Here is a 19468-nt window from a genome sequence, read left to right on the forward strand (position 1 = left end):
CCGAAATGTTCGCCCTCTACATCGAAACCCAACTGGGGCCGACGCTGCGCGAAGGCGACGTTGTCATACTCGACAACCTGTCGAGCCACAAAGCCCCGGCCGCAGCGGCGTCCCTACGCGCGATTGGTGCATGGTTCCTGTTCCTGCCACCCTACAGCCCAGATCTGAATCCCATCGAGATGGCCTTCTCGAAACTCAAGACACTGATCAGGAAGGCCGCCGCGCGAACCTATGACCAACTCTGGGCCGCCGTCGGACAGGTCTGCAACCTCTTCTCGGACGAAGAATGCTACAACTACTTCAAAGCCGCAGGCTATGAGGCCGATTAAACGCGACACGCTCTAATGTACTGCGACCGTAAGACGAGACTGCATTTCGAGTGTAGAGCGGAGCTATTCCGGCTTCTTTTCGCGAAGAGCATCGGCGACAAACTCTGCCGGCGATTGGGTGAAGGCGCGGTAGAGTTTGAAGTGCTGGGTCTCTTCTAGTGTCGTTTCGGCAATTTCGTGCCGCGTGATTTCGAGCAAGCGGGCGTTTGGCAAGGCCATGAGGATCGGTGAATGGGTGGCGAGGATGACCTGTGAGATCGCCCTCTCCTGAATGCGGTCGAGAATGGCCAGCAGCTCCAGCTGTCGCTTCGGCGAGAGTGCACTTTCTGGTTCGTCCATGAAATAGATGCCCTGCCGCGACATGCGTTCCTCGAAGAACCTCACGAAGCCCTCGCCATGGCTCCATGACAGAAAGTCCGGGGGCGCATTGCCACTGTCCTGCGCGGCGATATCGAGGTAGCGGGCCACGGAGAAAAAGGTTTCCGCCTTGAAGAACCAGCCATTTGTCACCTTGGGGAGCCAGCTCGCCCGGAGTGCGTCGGCCAGCCCGGCACCGCTCCGGTCTATCGCGCGGGCGTGATCGACGGGGCGATAGCCCTTGCCGCCCCCGGCCTCGTCATAGCCACTGAGCGCCGCAATGGCCTCCACCAAGGTCGATTTCCCGGTGCCGTTTTCGCCGATCAGAATGGTCACCGGGGTCGTGAAACGCAACTCGAACGCGTCGCTGTCCAACCAGGGAAAGTCGTAGGGGTAGCCGGATTTGCGCGCCATGATGTCGTCTCGCAGGACGATGCGTTGAAGAAACGGCGCGGGCAGCTTGGTGTTTGCTCTGCGACGGCTCATCTATGGCCAGTGCTGCTACAAGACGGTCGGGAAGGGCGAAGAGGCGACCGGCTCAACGGCGCGGCACGGAGTAGAGAGTGTAGCTATTGGTCTGCGTGACCAACGAGGCCGAGGTTTCGGACACCAACGTTGCTGCCGCTGCGCTCCCCGTCGAGCATGTGACGAGGTCTGCCGCATCATCCAGGAATTCGACCGTAAAGGCGGACTCGCCGGTGAGTTTGCAGTCGTCATCAGCGGAACGGTAGCCCCTCACGAAAACCAGATCGGGGTCTGGCTCGCTGATCCCGCCGCTCGGCGCCGGCTCGCTGCAACTGGCGAACATTCCGGCACATAACAGCAAGCCGACAGCGCTCAGGCGCGTGCTTGCGTTAATTGACGGCACAAACCGGTCGGTGGAGGAATCGCGATGTGTGAAGCGGGTCTTCATTTTGGGGTCCTCCATTTCTTGATGATCCCGAAAACAAGCGCACCTACCAAGGTGAAGCCTCCGGCCAGAACGAAAAGCCAGCCAAGGGCCAGCAGGTGGAAAGGCTCCTGCAGGATGCCATCCTCGTCGACATATGATCCCTGGGCCGCGTATCCCGCCCAAAGCGCAAGGCCCAGACCTAGCAACACAAGAGAGATGAGCGTCAGCTTGCTCACAGTCGCACGTTCCGTCCTACGCCGCGCGGGACAGTGCAAAACGTTTCAGGGCGGCCGATCGGTCTTCCCACGCGGGTCACTCCCACTCGGCGGTTGTCGTTCGCCATTGTTTCTCGTCGCTGTCCCATGTGCTGGCCGTCACACACGGCGTCGGGTTGATTCCGCCGCATTGCGAGCCGTGGACATCCGCCAGAAGAACCCGGTTCGGCCCGAGATCTGCCAGGCTCCATCCCTGGTTCAACAGGGAATGGAGGGCATCTTGCACGAGGAAATGCGACATGCATCCACCGGTGCCGCAGTAAAGCGATGCGGCCGTCGAACAGGAGAAGCCGCGCTCGTTCAGCACCCAGTCGTGGCTCAGGTCGCCGTCCAGATCGACCCGGTCAACGGCCCCCCATTCGAGGAGGAAGGCGCCGTTTTCGAAATCTGCGCAAGCCTGCCGGGCCGTCTCGACTTTTTGCTGCAGCTGTTCGGGCAGATCGGACATATCGGCGGACGATGCCGGCGCAATCAGAGCAAGCCACAATGCGGCGCAAACCCCGAGAAACTTCAAGGGTTTGACCGCCCGATTCTGCGGTTTCACGTCACGCCAGAGCATCAGTTGCACTTGTCATGCTGGTAATCCCCATATTCCAGCCAGTCCTTGCCACCATCCTGAAAGACCAGCGTTTCCGATCGATCCTCGCCAAGGAGCGCGACGACAAACCCCTTCGGCGCCTCTGCATTGCCGAAGTAGCTATAGGCCGTCATCGCGCGGGTCACCTCGCCATTGACGGTCAGCAAGGCATTCCATTCGCCATCCGGGGTGTCGAGGATCACGTATTCGATCTGGCGTTTCACTGCACCGCCGCCGCAATAAACCACGCCCTCCGGAGCCTCAGTGCTCGCTGTCTCCTGTGCCGCACCGCCACAGGCAGATTTCAGCGACTTGATGGCCGCGCTCGACCCAGTCAGGTCGAAGATCCCGTAGGTGACGTCCTGATCGATCATGGAAAGGTTGACCGAGGCATTTGCCGCCAACTGATCCAGAACGAAGCCGTAATCCTGAGCATCGTTGAACGAGATCTCGACCGGGAAATTGTCAACGATCTGAACGTTGCCGTTGTCCTTCCCGACCTGGAAGGCACCAACTTCGGTCGTGCCGTCCTTCATGAAACGGATGGACAGGCCCTGCTTGGCCACGATGTCCTCGCTGTCCTCATAGCCCGCGGGCGCGAAACGGATCCGGTCGCATTGAAGTTCCAGCGTCGAGTCGTTGGATTGAATGAACGCATTGGCCGTTGGGCCGGCTACGAAAGTCCACTCGGCCAGAACAGGCGTGGCAACACCGACGGCCAAGGCCAGCCCCAAGGATATCTTGCGCTTCATTTCTGTTTCCCCTCCATCATCGACAGGTCAATCTGGCACGTCCCTCACGCCGCGGGTGGGCCATATGCGTTGTCCCCCTCCTGCGAAGGCCGGGTCAGCCACCAGATCATCATGACAGACAGGACTAGTTGCAGCCCCCACACCACGATCATCCCGGTCAAGCCGAGGAATGCCGCTGGTCCACGCAGCACCTCCGGGTCGTCTACGCCGCCTTCCAGGACCGAGAAAACTGCAACACCGCTCAGGAGCGCAATCATGGTCGCGACCCCCAGGGCCATTGGCAGGAGAAGGTACCATCCCGGGCGCCCGGTATCGTGCAAACGGCGCCAGCCGGCGGCGAGCATCGGTAAAAGGACCGCGAGTTGAAATCCCGAGTTGAGGATATTGGCACTTTCGCCGGTGTCCGGGTTGGTGCCGAAGATCGCCTGGTCAATAAATGCCAGGACGATGCTGCTCAGGATGACGAAGAGTGCGAACCACCAGTATTCGGACCGCGTCGCCCGTCCTGAAAAGACGACGTATTTCGAAAGGCAGACCTTGATCGATTGCACGAACCCCATGGCGACCATCTCCCATCCGTGTTTCTTTTCATGTCGTTCTATCAGCACATAGAAGCATTCAGCACAGGTCAAGCCCCAAGCTCAGGCGTTCCCAGCCGCCTTGACGAGGTTTCAAACAGGGAGGACTTTGGATGCCTTTGGGACGAAAAGCATCGGCCGCCATCCTCATCACAGCGCTCGCGGCCGCTTTCTGGGCCGGCTCGGAGATGCAGAAGGCGGCGTATCTCGACCAGTGCCTCGATCTGGGCGGCGGTCGGAACCCCGGCAACCACCCGATATGCGTGGTCGAAAAGGCCACGGCCCCCCTTCAGCTTGGACCGATCGTGATAACGGCACGGGGGGTTGTCGGCGGTGAGTTCCGCGACGATCCGGACGGCCAGACGCTTGTGGAATTGAGATTGGCCACTGACGTTGCCGCGGCCCTCGCAGCCTTCACCAAGGCCTCTGTAGGCGGCACACTCGACATCCGGGTGGATGGAAACCTGGTCCGCTCGGTCAACATCGCCGAAGGCATTGAAGGTGACCGCTTCGTCATTGCGTTGGACAGGGACGAGGCCGAGTCCCTCGCCCAAGGTCTAGGGTTGGACGGCCTCTGAGCGAGAGGTCACACAAGCGTGCTAGGTTCTCCCGGTGCGAACTTCCCTGAATGTTGGCAGACGCGCGCCGCCGGGTCATCCTTAACGATGTGGAAAACCGCTTGTCCCAAATCCGAACGCATTGCAGGCTGAGTGGAACTCACTCGAGTGTTTGGCTCGAAATATTTGTGAAGCCGGATTTTCCAGAAAGGAAGCACATGCGCCATTTGGCCTTCGTCACTTGCATATCTCTACTCGCAACTCCCCTGCTTGCTGGATCGGCGATTGCCATGTCCGATGCGGACAACGCGTGCATCGATCAGCTCAGGGTGGTCGGCGGACCTGACGGAGCGTCCGGCAAGGTGCTGAGTTCGGAGTTCTCCGAAGCCGGAACGCTAGTGATGCTCGAAGATGGTGGCGGAACGGTCTGGCGCTGCATCGCCTACAAGGATGGCGCCATTGGCGAACTGTCGGTCGTGGAAGCGGCCGATGATGGCGGCGGTGCGATGTCGGGCCCGGGGGCCGCGAAACCGACGACGGATACCCAGCGGGTTCGATTCGACACAGGTTCGACCGGCGCGGAGATCTCGGCATCTCTCACACCGGGCAGTTCGACACGTTACGTGCTCGGCGCAAAGGATGGCCAATTCCTCTACGTCCGCGTTGCGCCGAAGAGCGGCAGCCTCGGCTACCTTATCCAAAATCCAGACGGCTCCGCGCTGTTGGATTTCATGACGCCGGACAAGGAATACCGCGGTCAGCTCTGGCAATCCGGAGACCACGTGATCGAGGTCGTCAACAATGGCAGCACGGATGCCGGCTATAACGTGATCTTCGGGATCGAGTGATCCATCGACCATGAGCAGGTTTTGCAAATTCGCTGTCTGGGCCTTCCTGGCAGCGTACATTCTGGCGCTCTTCCTGTTCCTGGTTGGAACCTTCGGATGGTTTGGTCAAACCCGCGACCCCTTGTCGGGGATCTTCCTGATCCCGCTGGGTTTGCCGTGGAACCTGATGATCGAAGGTTTCCCGGAAGCTCTCTGGCCGTGGCTCGGAGCCGCCGCGCCCGCCCTGAACCTGGTCCTGCTGCGATTGATCTGTGGACGGACCCGTTGGCAGGGCTAGCTGCCTCGCTACCAACAAGAAGGAACGGAACATGGGAAAGATAGGGATCGCACTCATCAGTCTGGTCGTCGGCCTTGGTGTCGGCGCCTGGGGTGGGCTCAATCTCGGAGGCGGCGCAATGATGGGCGTGGGCGTCGCGACGGGCTTGTCCTCGGGCATCTGCGCCACGGTGCAGGCAGCAAAGGAAGAGGGTCTTCTGACGGCCGAACAAGTGGACCAGGTCCTCAACCGCGCTGCGCAGGACATCTCCGGCAAGGCCGAACTGGCGGAAGGCGAACAGATGATCGGCAGCGCCGACCAGTGCGCCGAGTTCATGCAAAAGCTGCAGGAAGCCGGCTAGGCGCCACTGCGGCGCATCTGAACCGCTCTTCCCGCGTTTTCCGGGCATCGAGGCGCCCGGTTTCAGAGCTTGATTAGAGATTGGATCGATTGCCGGTCTTCGCCGGCGGTCGACCAGACCGACACCTAGGAGCCTTTCACGCGGAGGCGGCTTGGCGCCGCGACCGCGTTTTACTTCGCAAGGTCCAGCCGTTTCAGAGTCGCCTTACCGGTTTTTATCTGTGCAGGAAGTGCCTCGGTTTGGATCGGCGTACGGAAGTCGGGTCCGGCATAGGCCTTCACCGAACTCAATGCGCCTCCTTCGAACTCAAGGATGGTGAAGGCGTGCTGACTGCGAACGGTTTCGCCGATCAGAACGCGCGGCCCGCCGCCGAGGCAGGCTTGGGAGACATAGGCAACGCCATCTTTCCAGCCGGGGTAGAAGGCGTGGTGGTGCCCGGACAGGTGCAGATCGACGCCAAGCTTGTGATAGAGCGCCTCGAGCGCCGGATCTCCGATGATCTCCCGCTCGCGTTTCTGGGCGAATGGCCAGAGCGGCAGGTGGCTGAACGTGACCGCCGGTCCACTGCCCGCCACGACCCTGGAAAGGCGCGCCATCTGGTCCCCACGCAGGGGCCCGAGCGTTGTTGCATCGAGGGAGGCAAAGCGCACGCCCCCCATCTCGAACGCGTAGAAGAACGGGTAGTCGGAATCGTCGGAGAAACGAAGCGCGGGCTTTCTCGCCCGCCACTCCTCGCCAAAGATTCGACGTTCGCCCTCGAAACCGCCATAGGCCGAGGCGTCGTGATTGCCGGGGGTGACCGCCAGCGGGATACCGGCCCTGGAAAGCGGGTCGCTCACCACGCGATGAAACGCCGCCCACATGGCGCGGACCTCGCCTTCGCTGAGGACAGGTTTGCGCTGGCCGGCCACCATGTCCCCCGTTGAGATCACCAGGTCCGGCCTCAACGCGATGATCCGCTGGATCGAGACGGGAATGCGCTTGGAATAGCTGGTCGAGCCGTAGGAGCCATTGAGATCGGAGATCACCACCACGCGCAATGCCGAGGCCGGGCCGGCAAGAAGGACCAGCGACAGAAGGACAGTCCAGAAGGCGCTACGCACTATCACAAGCCACCTCGACAGCATCCACCTTTCCGGTGACGAAATAGGTCTCGGGATCGAGGTCGAAGAACAGTTTTCCGGCCTCGCAGCTGACTCGAAGAATGCCCGCGGCCAATGCGGTGTTCTTGACGATTTGCTCAACCTGCCCGTTGTCGAGGCCAACGCTCGTGGCGACCCATTGGTAGATCGGCCCCTGCGCCTTCAGGTCGGCATCGAGCGCCATCAGCCTTGCATAGGTCCCGGGACCAAGATGGCGCAGCTTTTCCAGCATCTGCGTGCTCTTGGCGAAATTGGCATATTGCACCCGCCCGCCAGCATCATTGTCGTTGAGGTTGGTTCGGCGCAGCAGCACGGCATCATTGGGAATCGAACCGTCCCCCGGTTCGTGATGCTTTGCCTTCTTTGACTTCAGGTTTCCGTCTTCGGTCCAGTAGTAATAGGGCGTGAAGTCGATGTTTCCGACGCGGTCCTGTTGGCTGAAGATGAAATCCAGAAGAACGATCTCGGTCAGTTCCTTCATCCAGAACACCATCTGCTGCGGGGTTCCGTCTTCACCCAGATCCTTTGCGATCTGGCGGTCCTTCCGCCCATCGCGCAGGCCCTCGGCAATCGCCTCCTCAAGAGACTTCTCCGACCGAAGGGCGAGGAAAGCCGGCGTCATCTGGAAATCCTCGTTCTGGCCCTTTCCCCAGCCGGATTTGCGGGTGCCGTTGATCTCCGAGCCGTAGCGATGGCCGGGACTCGACAACAGCACGCCATAGATCTGCTTGCGGTCGGAGGTGAACAGCTCGTCCGTTGGGAGATAGCTCGCCGGATCGCGGTCCGCCGCCGCAAAGGTGCGCCAACCTTCATGGTTCATTCGACCGCTCGACCGGCTGCCGGACAGCGAAAGACCCGGTTCGGCCACCTCGCTCTGGTGCATCTTCGCGTCCATGCTGCGCCAGACCGCCACCGGCACTTTGACCGTTGCGTCGAAATAGCGGGAGAAATGGTAGTAGAGCAGCGAAGAGGGCGCGAAGGTTCCACTCGTACCCTTGGCATTCATGGTCGATTTGAACTTGGCCAGATCATCCGCCGCCAGCTCCTTGGCGGATTTGCCTTCCTTGCAGGCATTGCGCTCGAACTCCGCGCGGTTTCCCGCATAATTCCCGTCGCTCACGTCATAGACCATCATGCCCGGACTGGTGCTCCAAGTCTTGGGGCACAGGGCGACCGAGGCGTCATAGAAATCGATACCGCAATAGTCGGCCTCATCCTTTGCATCGCCCTTGCTGTAGGACCCGCCGGGGATCGGCGCGATCTGCACGCATTTCTCTTCCACGCCGTTCGGGCTGGTGAAGGTCGTTTCTTCCCCGATAACGGCGTCCGAAGCCTGTGCCGTGCCGATCGTCGCCATGAGTGATGCGACGGCTGCGTATATTCCCTCCCTCATTTCCGGGCTCCTATTTCGGGCAGGTCGCGGCCTGTTCGGCGCTGGAAATCTTCAGGGAAGGGTCGACCTTGAACTTGGCAAAATGCTTGTCGATCCAGGTGGAGCAGCCGCCGGAGCAATCCGCACCGTTACGTGCGTCGTCCCAGTATTTCTTGGCCCGCTCCTCGCTCCAACCGCAGAATTGGACTAACGCCATGGCCGACACCGCGCCGGAGGAGTGCACCCCCCACATGCAATGCACCAGAACCGGACCGGCTCCGGGGTTTTTGATCGTTGCGTGGACCTGGCGCATGATGTCGGCGGTGTTCGTCGAGCGTCCACCCTGGTAGTCGAGGCTCTGGCCGCCGCACTGCGTCGTGCCGTACTTGGTGTTCTTGCCAAAATCGATATAGCGCGCGCCGGAGAACCCGGCCTTGCACAGTTCCTCCCGTTGGGCCGTACTCAGGCCGGTGCGGCCCTTGTCTCCCCCGTGGAAGCCGGAGCGGTACAGCACCCCGGAAAGGACAGGACGGAAAAAGGCCAGCCCTTCGGCCGGACCGCTGGAGCGGGCGAGCATCTGCTTGCTGCTCGGGCCGCCATTGCGCGCGGTGTAGTCCGACGCGTCTGTCGTCGAAGCCGCGAACGTGGCCACGACAAGGGTCGCGAGCAAGGAGACGCAATTGCGAACGACGCGGGAGCGGGCTGACATCATGGTGATCCTGTTCGTTTGGTTCGACGCGTTCGGGTCAGGGTAGCCACGAATTGGTATCGGTCCAGATGTTTTCGGCAGTACGAGTAGGGAATTGCTACTGTCCGCCGCCGTCCCGAAGGATTTCGAAGGTGAACAGGCGCGATGCCTTGCCATTATCGTTCACGATGTAGAGGCGCTCGGTGCGCGCATCATGGGCGACACCTTCGGCATGGGGAAGCTTGCGCGGTTTTTCTCCGTCGAGCCAGCCAAGCGAATAGCTGCGAGTCGGGCTTTTCCCTTCCGGGTCAAACAGAAACAGCCGTTCGGCCCGGTCGCTGACGATCCAGAGGCATCCGGTCGGCGCATCAAGCGTCAGGCCGGACACGTCGAGGTGACGGTTCGACTGGTCGTCATCGATGAAGCCGAGCGCGGGCGTCAGTTCTGTCACCCGAAAGATCTCGGAAAGATCCAAGGACAGTTCCAGAAGAAGCCTTGGGCGTTTTTCCTTGAGCAGGTAGACCCGGCCACGCTCCGGGTCGATGGCAATCCCTTCCAGACCGTCATTGGGATCGGAGGTCTTGAAGGCTTTCCTGACGGGTTTGTAGCCTTTCATATCCGCCAGCAGGACCAACTCAGACTCGCCTGATTGGCGGTCTATCACCAGGACACCGGCAGCGCTCTCGCTCACGGCGAGGATACGGTTTCCGACGGGGTCAAACACGATCCCTTCAAGGTCTTCGACGTTGAAAATCGCATCGGGCGGTGTTTGGTGCCGGCCATCGTTATCGAGCATGAACAGCGCCGGCATGTCGTCGCTGACGCTCAGAAATCGATCGGCCTCCTCGGTCAACGAAAGCCCGGACGGTTCGGAAAATCCCAACGCCTTGTCAGCGATCCGGTCGCTTTTCAGGAACCTGACGGAGGGATGACCACAATCGGCCATTGCCGGACCTGTCAGGGCAAGCACGCCCAAGCCAGCTTTCAGAACCCGAGAAATCATCGCGAAGGTGAGGTCATGCAAGGTGCCAATCGGACATGAGGTCCGGGTTCGCGGCGTCGAGTTCCATCATCGCCTGAACAAGGATGTCGCGAGTTCCGCTCCGGCCACCGACGACCGTGAAGGAGAAGGTGTGCTTGGCCTTTGCCTTGCTTAGTCCGGCAATTGAGAACCCGGCAGATCTCAGACCGGTTTCCAGATCCTCCCGCGCCTGCGGTGTGCCATGCTTGTCGGCGAATTTCACCTCGACGACATGATGCGGCGAGGCACCGAACACATACACGATCGCCCAGGCGCTTGCCGTAGTGATCAGCGCCATGACGGGCAGATCGAGTCCAACGCAGAGCCCGACCAGCGTCACAAGGATCAGGCGCATTGTGTCCGACATTTTGTCCACATCGGTGCGAAAGCGCAGCAACCCGCCAATGCCGAAAATCACGAAACCAATGATTGCGCCGTGGTTCATCACCAGGAAGCCGACCACCATGCCGATCAATGCGTAGACGAACAATGTGCCGGGAACCTGGTACTCGGCCAGTTTTCGTCGGTCCGTGCGGGTAGCCGGATGGTAGGCAATCACTGCGGTCATTGCAGTTACCTCGATCAGGCCGAGAAGGAACTGTCCCATCTCTTGCAGGTCGGTCAGTTGGCCCCATCCTTTGCCGGTCACCTTAAGGTTTTCGGCGAGCATACCAGAGGGATCGACTTGCGCAGCCAACGGAGTTGCTATCCCGAAACTTGCAAACAGAAGGGAAAGCAACAGTCCGGCCCCACGTCGCACGGGCTCAGAACCGCTCCGGATTGCTGCAGGTTCCAACGAAATCATGGCGTAATTCTTCTCCGCTGAATTTGTGGCGTCATGCCGATCCGGCCAATACCATGAAAAACACCTCTTGCTCTGCAACACAACATGTCGGGGTCCGCAGCGCCAAGCCTCTTCGACTTGGATGGTTCCAAATCATCTCCAAGGTTTCGATGGATGGACCCTTTTACGGTGCAGCAAAATCACCGGTGAAACCGCCTCCGTTGACGAGCACGATCTGCAATCGACGATTCCGGTTTGCTCGTCCACACGGCGGTTCCTCACTTTGCACATGGAAGCGGTCGTGATTTCTGTGAGCGATTTCTGGAATGGCTCTTTAGCATTCGAGTACCTCCCTGACACAGAAATGAGAAGGACGATCATGCTGCATGATCGACGCAAGACCGCTTTGACGTACCCGTAATGCGAGCCAATCCATGGCGATGAACGGCGGCTGTGGGCCGTTCGCGTCGCTTCTAGCAATCCCGTCTTTGCAATTACTCACGCTTCACGACCCGTCGCTTTCGGCCCGGTCCGGACGTTCACGCCTGCTTGTGTGGCCCGTTTCGGCTTCTCTGAACCGGCCATTCGAAGGCGGCGCGGCAATCGCAATTCCGACCAAACGATGCCGACCCCGTCAGGCCCTCGGATCGCAACCTTTGCCCATGAGGCAATCCGGGCCTCCGGCGCCGCGATGATGCCTGAGCGGTTCGTTCTCGGGACCAGGTTGGTGCAGATGAGAGGCGTTCAGATGTGTTTCAGATGCGCCTCGCAAGCCTGGTCGATCGCAGAGAGTTCATCACCCGACAAGCGAAGCCGTCCCGCTCCGGCGTTGTCCCGCGCCTGATCGGCATTGCGTGCTCCGCAGAGCGCAAAGGTAATGCCAGGCTGCGCGAGCGTCCAAGCGATGACGACCTGCGCGATGCTGGCATCGTGTTCCTCGGCGATCGGGGCAATTTGCGCGGTGAAATCCGAGGCCTTCTTCCGGGATGCAACCGAGAAGAGCGGATTGTCGATGCGCAGGTCGTCGCCCGAGAACTTCCGGTCCGGGCCCATCTTGCCCGTCAAAAGGCCGAGCGCGAGTGAGGAATAGCTCAGGACAGAAACGCGTTTGTCGATGCACAGCGGCACAAGGTCATCGGCGATCCCGCGTTGCACCATATTGAACTTCTCCTGCACCGCGTCGAGCAGGCCAGCAGCCAGATAGGCTCTCACGCTTTCAGGCGAGGTGTTCGACGCTCCGATGGACAGGATCTTGCCCTGTGCCTTGAGCTGCAGTAGCGCCTCCATTGTCTCTTCGACAGGGGTGGTCCCATCCTGCCAGTGAGTGATGTAGTGGTCGATCCGATCGGTGCCCAACCGCCGCAAACTCTGTTCGACCTCGAACACGATGGAGTCCCGGCCGAGATAGCGATGGACAGTCTTGTCGGCCTGAACGAACTTAAACGTTCCCTTATCCGTGTGCCAGACCAGCCCGCATTTGGTCGACAGGACAACCTCATCCCGGCGGCCGGCGATAGCCTTTCCGACGATCTCTTCCGACCTTCCCAACCCGTATACGGCGCTTGCCAGTGTCCTGGCACTGTCGCTGCCGTTGCCGTATTTGTGGACGATGCCAGTGACAGACATGCAGTGGGGGCTGCTGTTCGGCATGGCCATTTTCGCGGCTCTGGGCGAGTTGTCGATTATTAAGTCGTTGGAAATCGCGCAGGCCTCGGTGTTGGCGCCGATGCACTACAGCCTGATCATCTGGGGCACGTTCTGGGGCTGGCTGGTCTTCGATCAACTGCCTGATCTCTGGACATGGATTGGCGCTGTCATCATCATCACCACGGGCCTCTACCTCATCCGCCGAGAGAGGAAGCTGGCCATCGGAAATTGAATTGTCGGCCGTTCGGACAGCAGCTTAATCCGCTGACCTGCCGTTGCTGCGACACGCGGCGAATGGCTGCTCCCGCCCTTCCTGAGGAATGCCGCAACTGACATGGTCGGCAATTTGTGGCCCATCGCAGTCATTCGAGCAAACCGAATCGAATGGCTGCCGTAAGGTAAAAGCAGTTTACGTGGACAGAAACATTTCTTTCGCGTTTTACGACGGACATCTCATCCAGTTACGTTTTTCGTCTTGCCCGAACTCGCTGAACTGGTGGTCGCGGAGAGCCTCGTTGGTGCATGTGAACAGATCGGTGCGCAGCAATATCTGATAGTTCCCCAGATTTCTTCTCTTCCCTTAGACAACCAATGTTGAGTTTACAGGCACTCACCACCATCGATCACGAAGGCCTGCCCGGTCATGAATGCGGATTCGTCAGAGGCCAGGTACACGATCCCATGACCTATCTCCTCGACGGATGCCCACCGTTTCATCGGGATCGCTTCGGCGATGTAGCGTTCCAGCTCGGCGCGCCCACCCATCTGTTTCTCGAAACCTGCGTTAAAGGGAGTGTCAACGAAGCCTGGGCAAAGCGCATTGAAGCGGATGGCGTGGGCGGCATAGTCGGCCGCCATCTGTCGAACCATGGCGACGGCCGCATGCTTGGTGGTGGCATAGGCGATCATCCCTCGGTCGTACTGGACGCCGGAGTTGGAGGCGGTGATGATCACGCTGCCGCCGCCTTGCGTCTTCATATGTGGCACGGCGGCCCGGGCAGCTATGAAGTGGGCGCGCACATTGAGCGCCCAGGAGGCATCCATTCCGGCTGGGTCAACTTCCTCCAGCGTGCCTTCGACCTGAAGCCCCGCGTGGGAGTGTAAGACGTCCAACCGCCCGAACTCCCGCACGACGCCATCGATCACCCCGGCAAGCGCGATATCGTCGGTGACATCCAGTTGAAGTGCGCTTGCCCGATACCTTGCTTCGGAGATCTCGTTTGCGGCCGCATCCGCCAGCCCGGCGTCGCGATCCGTGACAATAACTTGGGCTCCTTCCCGGGCCATGGCGGCTGCGCCGGCCCGACCGATCCCCGAACCTGCGCCCGTAACGAGCGCGACCTTGCCTGCAAGTCGCATGTCGCGTTTCTCCCTTGTTTCGATAGCTTATCCGGCTGACTTCGCCGCCCCGCGGCGCAGAAGCACCTGCGCCAACACGAGAAGTAGCAAAGACGCCGCCATGACCATGGTGCCGATGGCATTGATCTCTGGCGTCACGCCGCGCCGGATGGATGAGAAGATGTAAATAGGCAGGGTCGTCTCCGAACCGGCAACGAAGAATGCGATGATGAAATCATCGAAGGAGAAGGTGAAGCTGAGCAGGAAGCCCGCGAGGATCGCCGGTGCGATGAGCGGCAGCGTCACCTGCCGGAAGGTACCCCACGGTGTCGCGAAGAGATCGGCCGAGGCCTCCATCAGCGAGCGATCCATGCCCGACAGGCGCGCGCGCACAATGATGATGACGAGCGCCATCGTGAACATCGTATGGGCCGCGACAATGGTGTGCATGCCCATCGAAAACTGAGGCGGCGTCCCACCCTCGGGCCAGAGCGCCGCGACAAGTGGATTGAGCCAGCCGAAAACCGTCACGAGCGCGATCAACGTCGCAATGCCGATTACAATGCCCGGGATCATGATCGCGATATAGATGAGTGCGTCGAACAGGGTACGCAGCCAGCCGGTCACACCCTGAAGGGCAATCGCCGCCATCGTTCCCAGCACCGAGGCAAAGCAGGCCGTCAGGAAGGCCGCGATGAGGCTCGTTTGCAGCGCGTCCATCACGAATGGATTGTTCAACGCCTTGCCGTACCATTGCGCAGAGAAGCCCGTGAACTGGCTCGCATGACGGCCCGCGTTGAAGCTAAACAACGCGATAATGGCGATCGGTGCATAAAGAAACAGGTAGACGCAGACAGCGTAGAGGCGCATCGAACCCTCACATCAGCGAGACATCATCACGGTGGCCACCCAGCCGCGAGATGAATTTCATATAGATCGAGACCGTGATCAGCATGATGATCACCAGCGTCATTGCGACCGCGGAGCCATAGGCCCAGTTGCGTGATTGCAGGAACAGGTCGACCAGTGCGTTGCCGACGAAGAAGACCTTTCCGCCACCAAGGATCGCGGGGATCAGGAACTCGCCCATCAGCAGGATGAAGACCAGCATGCAGCCCGTGGCGACGCCTGGGGTCGACAACGGCAGGGTGACTTGCCGGAAAGTGCGCCACGGCGTCGAGCCAAGATCAGCCGAGGCTTCCAGGAGCCGCTTGTCGAGCTTGTCTAGGCTGACGAAGATCGGGAAGACCATCAGGGGCAGGTATCCGTAGACGATGCCCACGAGCACCGCGAAGGGCGTGTTTATAAAGCGCACGTCGTTGATGCCGATGGTTTCCAGAAGCGCCGGCAGGCCCCGGCCACCGAGGATGAAGATCCAGGCGTAGGAGCGGATCAGGATAGAGGTCCAGAACGGCACGATCACCAGGATCAACATCGAGGTTCGCCATCTTGGCGCACAGCGCACGGCAAGGAAATACGCGAGCGGATAGGCTATCAGGAGCGCCGCGATCGTCCCCAGGGGCGCAAGGATCAAGGTGTTCTTGAACGCCGTCCAGCGCGCCGGCAGATTGGCATATTGCTCCAGCGTGAAGGCCGGAACATAGCCACCGGCGGCCCCCCGCTCGCCAAATGAAAAGACGAAGACCACAAGCAGTGGAAGTACCAGCATGACCAGCAACCATAGGCCAGCCGGGGTAAGCAAGAGCGCGTTTCTCCCGCGTTGAGTCATGCGATCCTCGTCTTGTCCGTGAGTAGTGTTTGCGTGGGTCAGGCCGACTTGAAGCGGGCCAGCAGTTCAGCCCGGTTCGGATCGGTGAGCGTGGCCGCCGCGCCGAACTCGAGCGCATTGAGAAGCTCGGCAGCCGGATAGAGGATCGGATCCTCCAGCAGTTCCTTCGGCAGCAGCGCGTTTGTCCGCGCATCAGCCGATGGATAGCCATGGGCAAGGACTTCCTTGGCATTGACTTCGGGGTTCAGCAGGAAATCGATCAGGGCGTAGGCAGCGTCCATATGCGGCGCGCCCTTCGGGATCGCGTAGTAATCCGACCAGAGTTCGCCACCCTCGGCACCGAGAACAAAGGCAATCTCGGGCATGTCGACGTTCAGCTGCTTTCCGTCGCCGGTCCAGCACATGGTCATCCACGCATCGCCGTTGCGCATCGGCGGCTGGTAATCGGACGAGATCGCAAAGAGGTGCGGCTTGGCATCGAGTAGCAGTTTCTCGGCATCCGCCAGTTCCTTTTCTTCGACCGAGTTGAAGGAATAGCCGAAATATTTCAGCGCGTTGCCTATAGTCGTCAGCTGGTAGTCATGCACCATCGTCCGGCCGGAATACCCAGCCATGGTCAGATCCCAGAATTCCTTCCAGGTGGTCGGTGTCGGCGCGCCGTCGAGCTTGCTGGTATTGACCGCAAAGCCAGTGGTGCCCCAGTTCTTCGGAACTGCATAGAGCGTGCCATCGACCGAGCCAGCGTCGGAGAAGCGCTGCTCGAAGGAACCCGCGTCGTAGTTCGGTAGCTTCGAGGTGTCGAGCGGGATGATCAGGTCTTCGCCGACATAGGTGGTGATCGTGTAGTTCGTCGGAACGAACACATCCCAGCCCGAGCCGCCGGCCTGAAGTTTCGCCAGCATTTCCTCGTTCGAGCCGAAGACATTGACCTGCACATGTGCGCCGGTCGCCTCGGTGAAGGCCTCAAAGTTCATCTCGTCATGGTAGTTGGGCCAGGTCGCGAGGATCACGCGATCGCCGATGTCGCCAGCCGCGAAAGCCGGGCGCGGGAGCAGGCCGGGCATCGCTGTGCCCAGAACCGTGGTGGCCATACCGAGGCCAGTTACGCCAAGAAAGTGCCGCCGGGTGACCGACCCTTTCTGGTAGCGGCGAAGTTCTTGCATGAACTTCTGCTTGGAAATCGTCCCATTATCCTTGGTCATCGTGAACCTCTCTGTTGTTGGATTGCGGGATTGGTCATTTTTCAAGGATCAGCAGCGCGCCCTCGTCCCACGAGACGAAAGCCTGCTCTCCTGCATTGAACGTTCCCTCGTTCAATTCCGCCTGCCGCGGTACGAGCACGAGAAAATCTCCAAGTGCTTCGTTACGCGCGAGATACTCAGTGTGTTCTCCAAGGAAGATCCGGTTGTGGATCGTGACCGGCAGGGCGGCCTCGGCCGCCCGTTCTGCGCGTGTCAGGGCTATCTGTTCCGGACGGATGCTCACGCAGACCGCCTGTCCAGTATCGATCGGGATCTCGGGGGTGCCATGCAGCTGCCGGCCACTCGCCATCTGCACGGTGATGTGGTTCGGAGAGGCATCCGTGACCGTCGCATCGAAGAAGTTCGACGTTCCGACGAAACCGGCCACATACCGGCTGCGGGGCGTGTCATACAGTTCGCGCGGGCTTCCCACCTGAACGATACGGCCGCCCTCCATCACGCATATCCGGTCGGACATGGAGAGCGCCTCTTCCTGGTCATGGGTGACCAGAACGAAGGTAATTCCCAGTTGGCGCTGCAAGTTCTGAAGCTCAATCTGCATTTCCTTGCGGAGTTTGCGGTCGAGCGCAGCCATGGGTTCGTCGAGCAGAAGCAGTTTCGGTTCGTTGACGATAGCGCGGGCCAGCGCAACACGTTGTTGCTGCCCACCCGACATCTCCCAGATTCGGCGCGGGCCGAAACCGCCGAGGCGCACTGTTTCCAGTGCCTGCTCAACCTTCGCAGATATGATCTTCCTTTCGATGCGCGGTCGCTGCTGACGCAATCCATAGGCGATGTTGTCGGACACGCTCAGATGCGGAAAAAGTGCGTAGTGCTGGAACACCATGTTCACCGGGCGACGGTGCGCATCGAGGTCGTTGACCACCTGTCCGTCGAGCAACACCTCCCCCTTGGTCGGCTTCTCGAATCCCGCGAGCATCCTCAATGCGGTGGTTTTTCCACAACCGGACGGCCCCAAAAACGACAGGAACTCTCCCTCACCAATTGCCAGGTCCAAGCTGTCGGCGGCAACAACATCCCCGAAGATCTTGGTTACTCCACGAAGTTCCGCAATGGTCTGAATGGCGACGCTCATGTCAAAGCTCATATACTGCCGTTTTCCTTTTGCTTGATTATTAGTCGCCAGATGGCATACCACTCAAACAAGAAAAATCTAACAAGATTGCCGAACGGCTGTATATATCACAAATTAGGTACTAACGACCTTTTCTCAGAGTTCGGAGCGCGGTGTGTTTGAATGGATGGAAGACGCAGGCAACGTGGTCGAGCAGATCGGGACGAAGACCTTTCCGGCCACCCTTGCCGCCGGGTTGCGTCGGGTTGCTCCGTTTGATTTCACTGTGGTCTTCGGCCATGTGGGAACAGATGCGCCCATCGATCTCTACGACGATTTCCCCAGGAGCAAGCGGCGGATCTTCGTCGAGGACTATCAGGCCGGACCCTATGTGCTCGACCCGTTCTTCCTCGCTGCGACCGACCCGATCACCCCGGGGCTCCACAGGATGCGCGAAATCGCCCCAGACCGATTCTACCAGGGCGAGTATTTCCGCAGTTACTATGCGCGAACCGGGCTGGCCGAGGAGATCGGCTATTTCATCGACGTATCTGGCGCAGGCATGGTCGTGGTCTCACTGATGCGGGCCGACAAATCCTTTTCCGCCAAGGAGATTCGCCACCTGCGCGCACTATGGCCCCTGGTGTGCGCAGCCGGCCGGAAGCATTGGGCCGATTTTCCTAACATGGAAGGCGGCGCGGCAACGAACGGTCTTCGCAACCGGGTTGATCACGCGTTTCAGGCCTTCGGAGAGGGAGTGCTGACGCCAAGGGAGCGCGAGGTCGTCGAGTTCACCTTGAAGGGCCATTCGGCCGAGGCAGTCGGTACGATCCTCGGGATATCGCCCGGAACTGTCCGAATCCATAGGAGAAACGTCTACGCGAAACTGCGCATCAATTCTCAGGGCGAGCTGTTCTCGAAGTTCATTGACGAGGTACTCCAGTAAGTGTTGCGGACCACATTTGGCTGCACGCTCTCAGAGCAGATCATTGCGACCAAACCTGTTGAGAGGGCGACCTTAGTGGCTTCACATAGGTGAACGCAGAAGGGACCATCTGTCGAACAGTGAAATAGCAAAGTCCCGGAGACGAGAGACCATTCGCTCCGCTATCGTTGCAACGAACGGAGGAATGATGGGAGCGGCTGCAGAAACCGCTCATCCGCGGCGACGATGGCTTGGATCATTCGCGGTGCTGTCGACCAAACCCCTCCAAAAAGGGCGCAAGCCAATCACCTGTTGAACTTCAAGAAGTGAAAGCGAACCCTGTGGAGCCGCCGTTGTTTGGTTTCGCGGCAAACGTCCGCTTTCCGCCCTTCATTCCGGACCTCAGGCTGTGCGAATCTGGAGAGATGCGTCCGCAGCGAATGGCAAGAACTTGATAAAGCTGCCTCACACCTCTACCCAAAATTTCGTCGTCCTCACTGCTGGGCGGCTCCCGAGGGGAGTATGCTTATTTTCCAACGCTGGGTTGGCGCTGTGGAAGGGAGTGGCGGATGTGAGGAAACGTCATGGAAAACGTGAACCTTCCCGCCATTCGCGCTTGCCGGCCACCTTGGAACAAGGGACGAGTTGTCGGCCAGAAGAGACCGCTGCTGCCGAAGCATGTCTGGGCAATTCGGGTACGGCTCGAGCTTGCCGAGCGGCACCG

At 59.9% G+C, this 19468-nt stretch carries 24 protein-coding genes and 1 pseudogene; 8 read left to right on the forward strand and 17 right to left on the reverse strand.

All coding sequences use genetic code 11. From position 1 onward, the window contains the following. On the forward strand, positions 1–329 hold a 329-nt coding region (locus BLR85_RS24425), incomplete at its 5' end, for a transposase (protein WP_139188418.1). A 63-nt stretch (positions 330–392) separates the two neighbouring features. Here the strand turns inward: BLR85_RS24425 and BLR85_RS24430 are convergent. The 6 genes from BLR85_RS24430 to BLR85_RS24455 all read right to left on the reverse strand — a co-directional run bounded on the left by BLR85_RS24430 (position 393) and on the right by BLR85_RS24455 (position 3742). Continuing rightward, entirely contained in the window at positions 393–1172 is a 780-nt protein-coding gene (locus tag BLR85_RS24430; protein WP_093163619.1) for an AAA family ATPase, read from the reverse strand. A 52-nt stretch (positions 1173–1224) separates the two neighbouring features. Next, positions 1225–1599, reverse strand: coding sequence for a hypothetical protein (locus BLR85_RS24435; protein ID WP_093163621.1), 375 nt, complete (start codon positions 1597–1599; stop codon positions 1225–1227). Beyond that, entirely contained in the window at positions 1596–1814 is a 219-nt protein-coding gene (locus tag BLR85_RS24440) for a DUF3955 domain-containing protein (RefSeq protein WP_068317222.1), read from the reverse strand. Before BLR85_RS24440 ends, BLR85_RS24435 begins: the two co-directional genes overlap by 4 nt. Before the next feature lie 76 nt (positions 1815–1890). Then, entirely contained in the window at positions 1891–2301 is a 411-nt protein-coding gene (locus BLR85_RS24445; RefSeq protein WP_212635153.1) for a hypothetical protein, read from the reverse strand. Between the two features lie 110 nt (positions 2302–2411). Next, the gene (locus BLR85_RS24450; protein WP_093163627.1) at positions 2412–3182 is read right to left on the reverse strand and encodes a hypothetical protein; all 771 of its coding nucleotides are present in this window, start codon (positions 3180–3182) and stop codon (positions 2412–2414) included. A gap of 44 nt (positions 3183–3226) precedes the next feature. Beyond that, a complete protein-coding gene (locus tag BLR85_RS24455; RefSeq protein WP_068317230.1) occupies positions 3227–3742 on the reverse strand; it encodes a DUF805 domain-containing protein in 516 nt (171 codons plus the stop codon). Positions 3743–3873: 131 nt separating this feature from the next. Between BLR85_RS24455 and BLR85_RS28725 the strand changes: the two genes are divergently transcribed. The 4 genes from BLR85_RS28725 to BLR85_RS24475 all read left to right on the forward strand — a co-directional run bounded on the left by BLR85_RS28725 (position 3874) and on the right by BLR85_RS24475 (position 5782). Then, positions 3874–4338, forward strand: a complete 465-nt coding sequence (locus BLR85_RS28725; RefSeq protein WP_068317214.1) for a hypothetical protein — start codon at positions 3874–3876, stop codon at positions 4336–4338. A 269-nt stretch (positions 4339–4607) separates the two neighbouring features. Next, positions 4608–5165, forward strand: coding sequence for a hypothetical protein (locus BLR85_RS24465; RefSeq protein ID WP_093163631.1), 558 nt, complete (start codon positions 4608–4610; stop codon positions 5163–5165). Between the two features lie 10 nt (positions 5166–5175). Next, positions 5176–5442: a hypothetical protein gene (locus BLR85_RS24470; RefSeq protein WP_093163634.1), complete on the forward strand. Its 267-nt coding sequence runs from the start codon at positions 5176–5178 to the stop codon at positions 5440–5442. 31 nt (positions 5443–5473) lie between these two features. After that, positions 5474–5782, forward strand: coding sequence for a hypothetical protein (locus BLR85_RS24475; RefSeq protein ID WP_093163636.1), 309 nt, complete (start codon positions 5474–5476; stop codon positions 5780–5782). Positions 5783–5952: 170 nt separating this feature from the next. On the opposite strand, the gene BLR85_RS24480 is transcribed toward BLR85_RS24475, so the two are convergent. The 6 genes from BLR85_RS24480 to BLR85_RS24505 form a co-directional block, all read right to left on the reverse strand. Then, complete coding sequence (locus BLR85_RS24480) at positions 5953–6885, reverse strand: metallophosphoesterase family protein (protein ID WP_170844747.1); 933 nt, start codon at positions 6883–6885, stop codon at positions 5953–5955. Then, entirely contained in the window at positions 6878–8317 is a 1440-nt protein-coding gene (locus BLR85_RS24485) for a hypothetical protein (protein WP_139188538.1), read from the reverse strand. The genes BLR85_RS24480 and BLR85_RS24485 overlap by 8 nt, the downstream gene beginning before the upstream one ends. Before the next feature lie 10 nt (positions 8318–8327). After that, positions 8328–9005, reverse strand: a complete 678-nt coding sequence (locus BLR85_RS24490; protein ID WP_139188539.1) for a protein-tyrosine phosphatase family protein — start codon at positions 9003–9005, stop codon at positions 8328–8330. 97 nt (positions 9006–9102) lie between these two features. Continuing rightward, on the reverse strand, positions 9103–10008 hold the full coding sequence (locus BLR85_RS24495; RefSeq protein ID WP_093163645.1) for an SdiA-regulated domain-containing protein: 906 nt from the start codon (positions 10006–10008) through the stop codon (positions 9103–9105). Then, positions 10001–10702 carry a hypothetical protein gene (locus tag BLR85_RS24500; RefSeq protein WP_139188540.1) on the reverse strand — a complete coding sequence of 234 codons (702 nt, stop codon included), beginning with the start codon at positions 10700–10702 and terminating at the stop codon, positions 10001–10003. Before BLR85_RS24500 ends, BLR85_RS24495 begins: the two co-directional genes overlap by 8 nt. Before the next feature lie 831 nt (positions 10703–11533). After that, a complete protein-coding gene (locus BLR85_RS24505) occupies positions 11534–12415 on the reverse strand; it encodes an aldo/keto reductase (protein WP_244520861.1) in 882 nt (293 codons plus the stop codon). Here BLR85_RS24505 and BLR85_RS24510 point away from each other — a divergent pair. Then, positions 12399–12668, forward strand: coding sequence for an EamA family transporter (locus BLR85_RS24510; RefSeq protein WP_483060756.1), 270 nt, complete (start codon positions 12399–12401; stop codon positions 12666–12668). The two genes, BLR85_RS24505 and BLR85_RS24510, sit on opposite strands and share 17 nt — an antisense overlap. A gap of 368 nt (positions 12669–13036) precedes the next feature. Here the strand turns inward: BLR85_RS24510 and BLR85_RS24515 are convergent, their stop codons facing one another. The 5 genes from BLR85_RS24515 to BLR85_RS24535 are packed head-to-tail and all read right to left on the reverse strand — an operon-like array spanning position 13037 to position 17903. Beyond that, entirely contained in the window at positions 13037–13795 is a 759-nt protein-coding gene (locus BLR85_RS24515; protein WP_093163655.1) for an SDR family NAD(P)-dependent oxidoreductase, read from the reverse strand. A gap of 27 nt (positions 13796–13822) precedes the next feature. After that, positions 13823–14644 carry an ABC transporter permease gene (locus BLR85_RS24520; protein WP_093163657.1) on the reverse strand — a complete coding sequence of 274 codons (822 nt, stop codon included), beginning with the start codon at positions 14642–14644 and terminating at the stop codon, positions 13823–13825. 7 nt (positions 14645–14651) lie between these two features. Next, a complete protein-coding gene (locus BLR85_RS24525; protein WP_093163659.1) occupies positions 14652–15503 on the reverse strand; it encodes an ABC transporter permease in 852 nt (283 codons plus the stop codon). A gap of 38 nt (positions 15504–15541) precedes the next feature. Next, complete coding sequence (locus BLR85_RS24530; RefSeq protein WP_093163661.1) at positions 15542–16705, reverse strand: ABC transporter substrate-binding protein; 1164 nt, start codon at positions 16703–16705, stop codon at positions 15542–15544. 34 nt (positions 16706–16739) lie between these two features. Then, entirely contained in the window at positions 16740–17903 is a 1164-nt protein-coding gene (locus BLR85_RS24535) for an ABC transporter ATP-binding protein (RefSeq protein WP_425284509.1), read from the reverse strand. Between the two features lie 91 nt (positions 17904–17994). Between BLR85_RS24535 and BLR85_RS24540 the strand changes: the two genes are divergently transcribed. Next, on the forward strand, positions 17995–18765 hold the full coding sequence (locus tag BLR85_RS24540; protein ID WP_093163665.1) for a helix-turn-helix transcriptional regulator: 771 nt from the start codon (positions 17995–17997) through the stop codon (positions 18763–18765). Between the two features lie 563 nt (positions 18766–19328). Next, a pseudogene (locus BLR85_RS30035) lies at positions 19329–19468 on the forward strand (integrase); the annotation flags it as partial.

The organism is Aliiruegeria lutimaris (genome assembly GCF_900099935.1).
GTDB lineage: Bacteria > Pseudomonadota > Alphaproteobacteria > Rhodobacterales > Rhodobacteraceae > Tropicimonas > Tropicimonas lutimaris.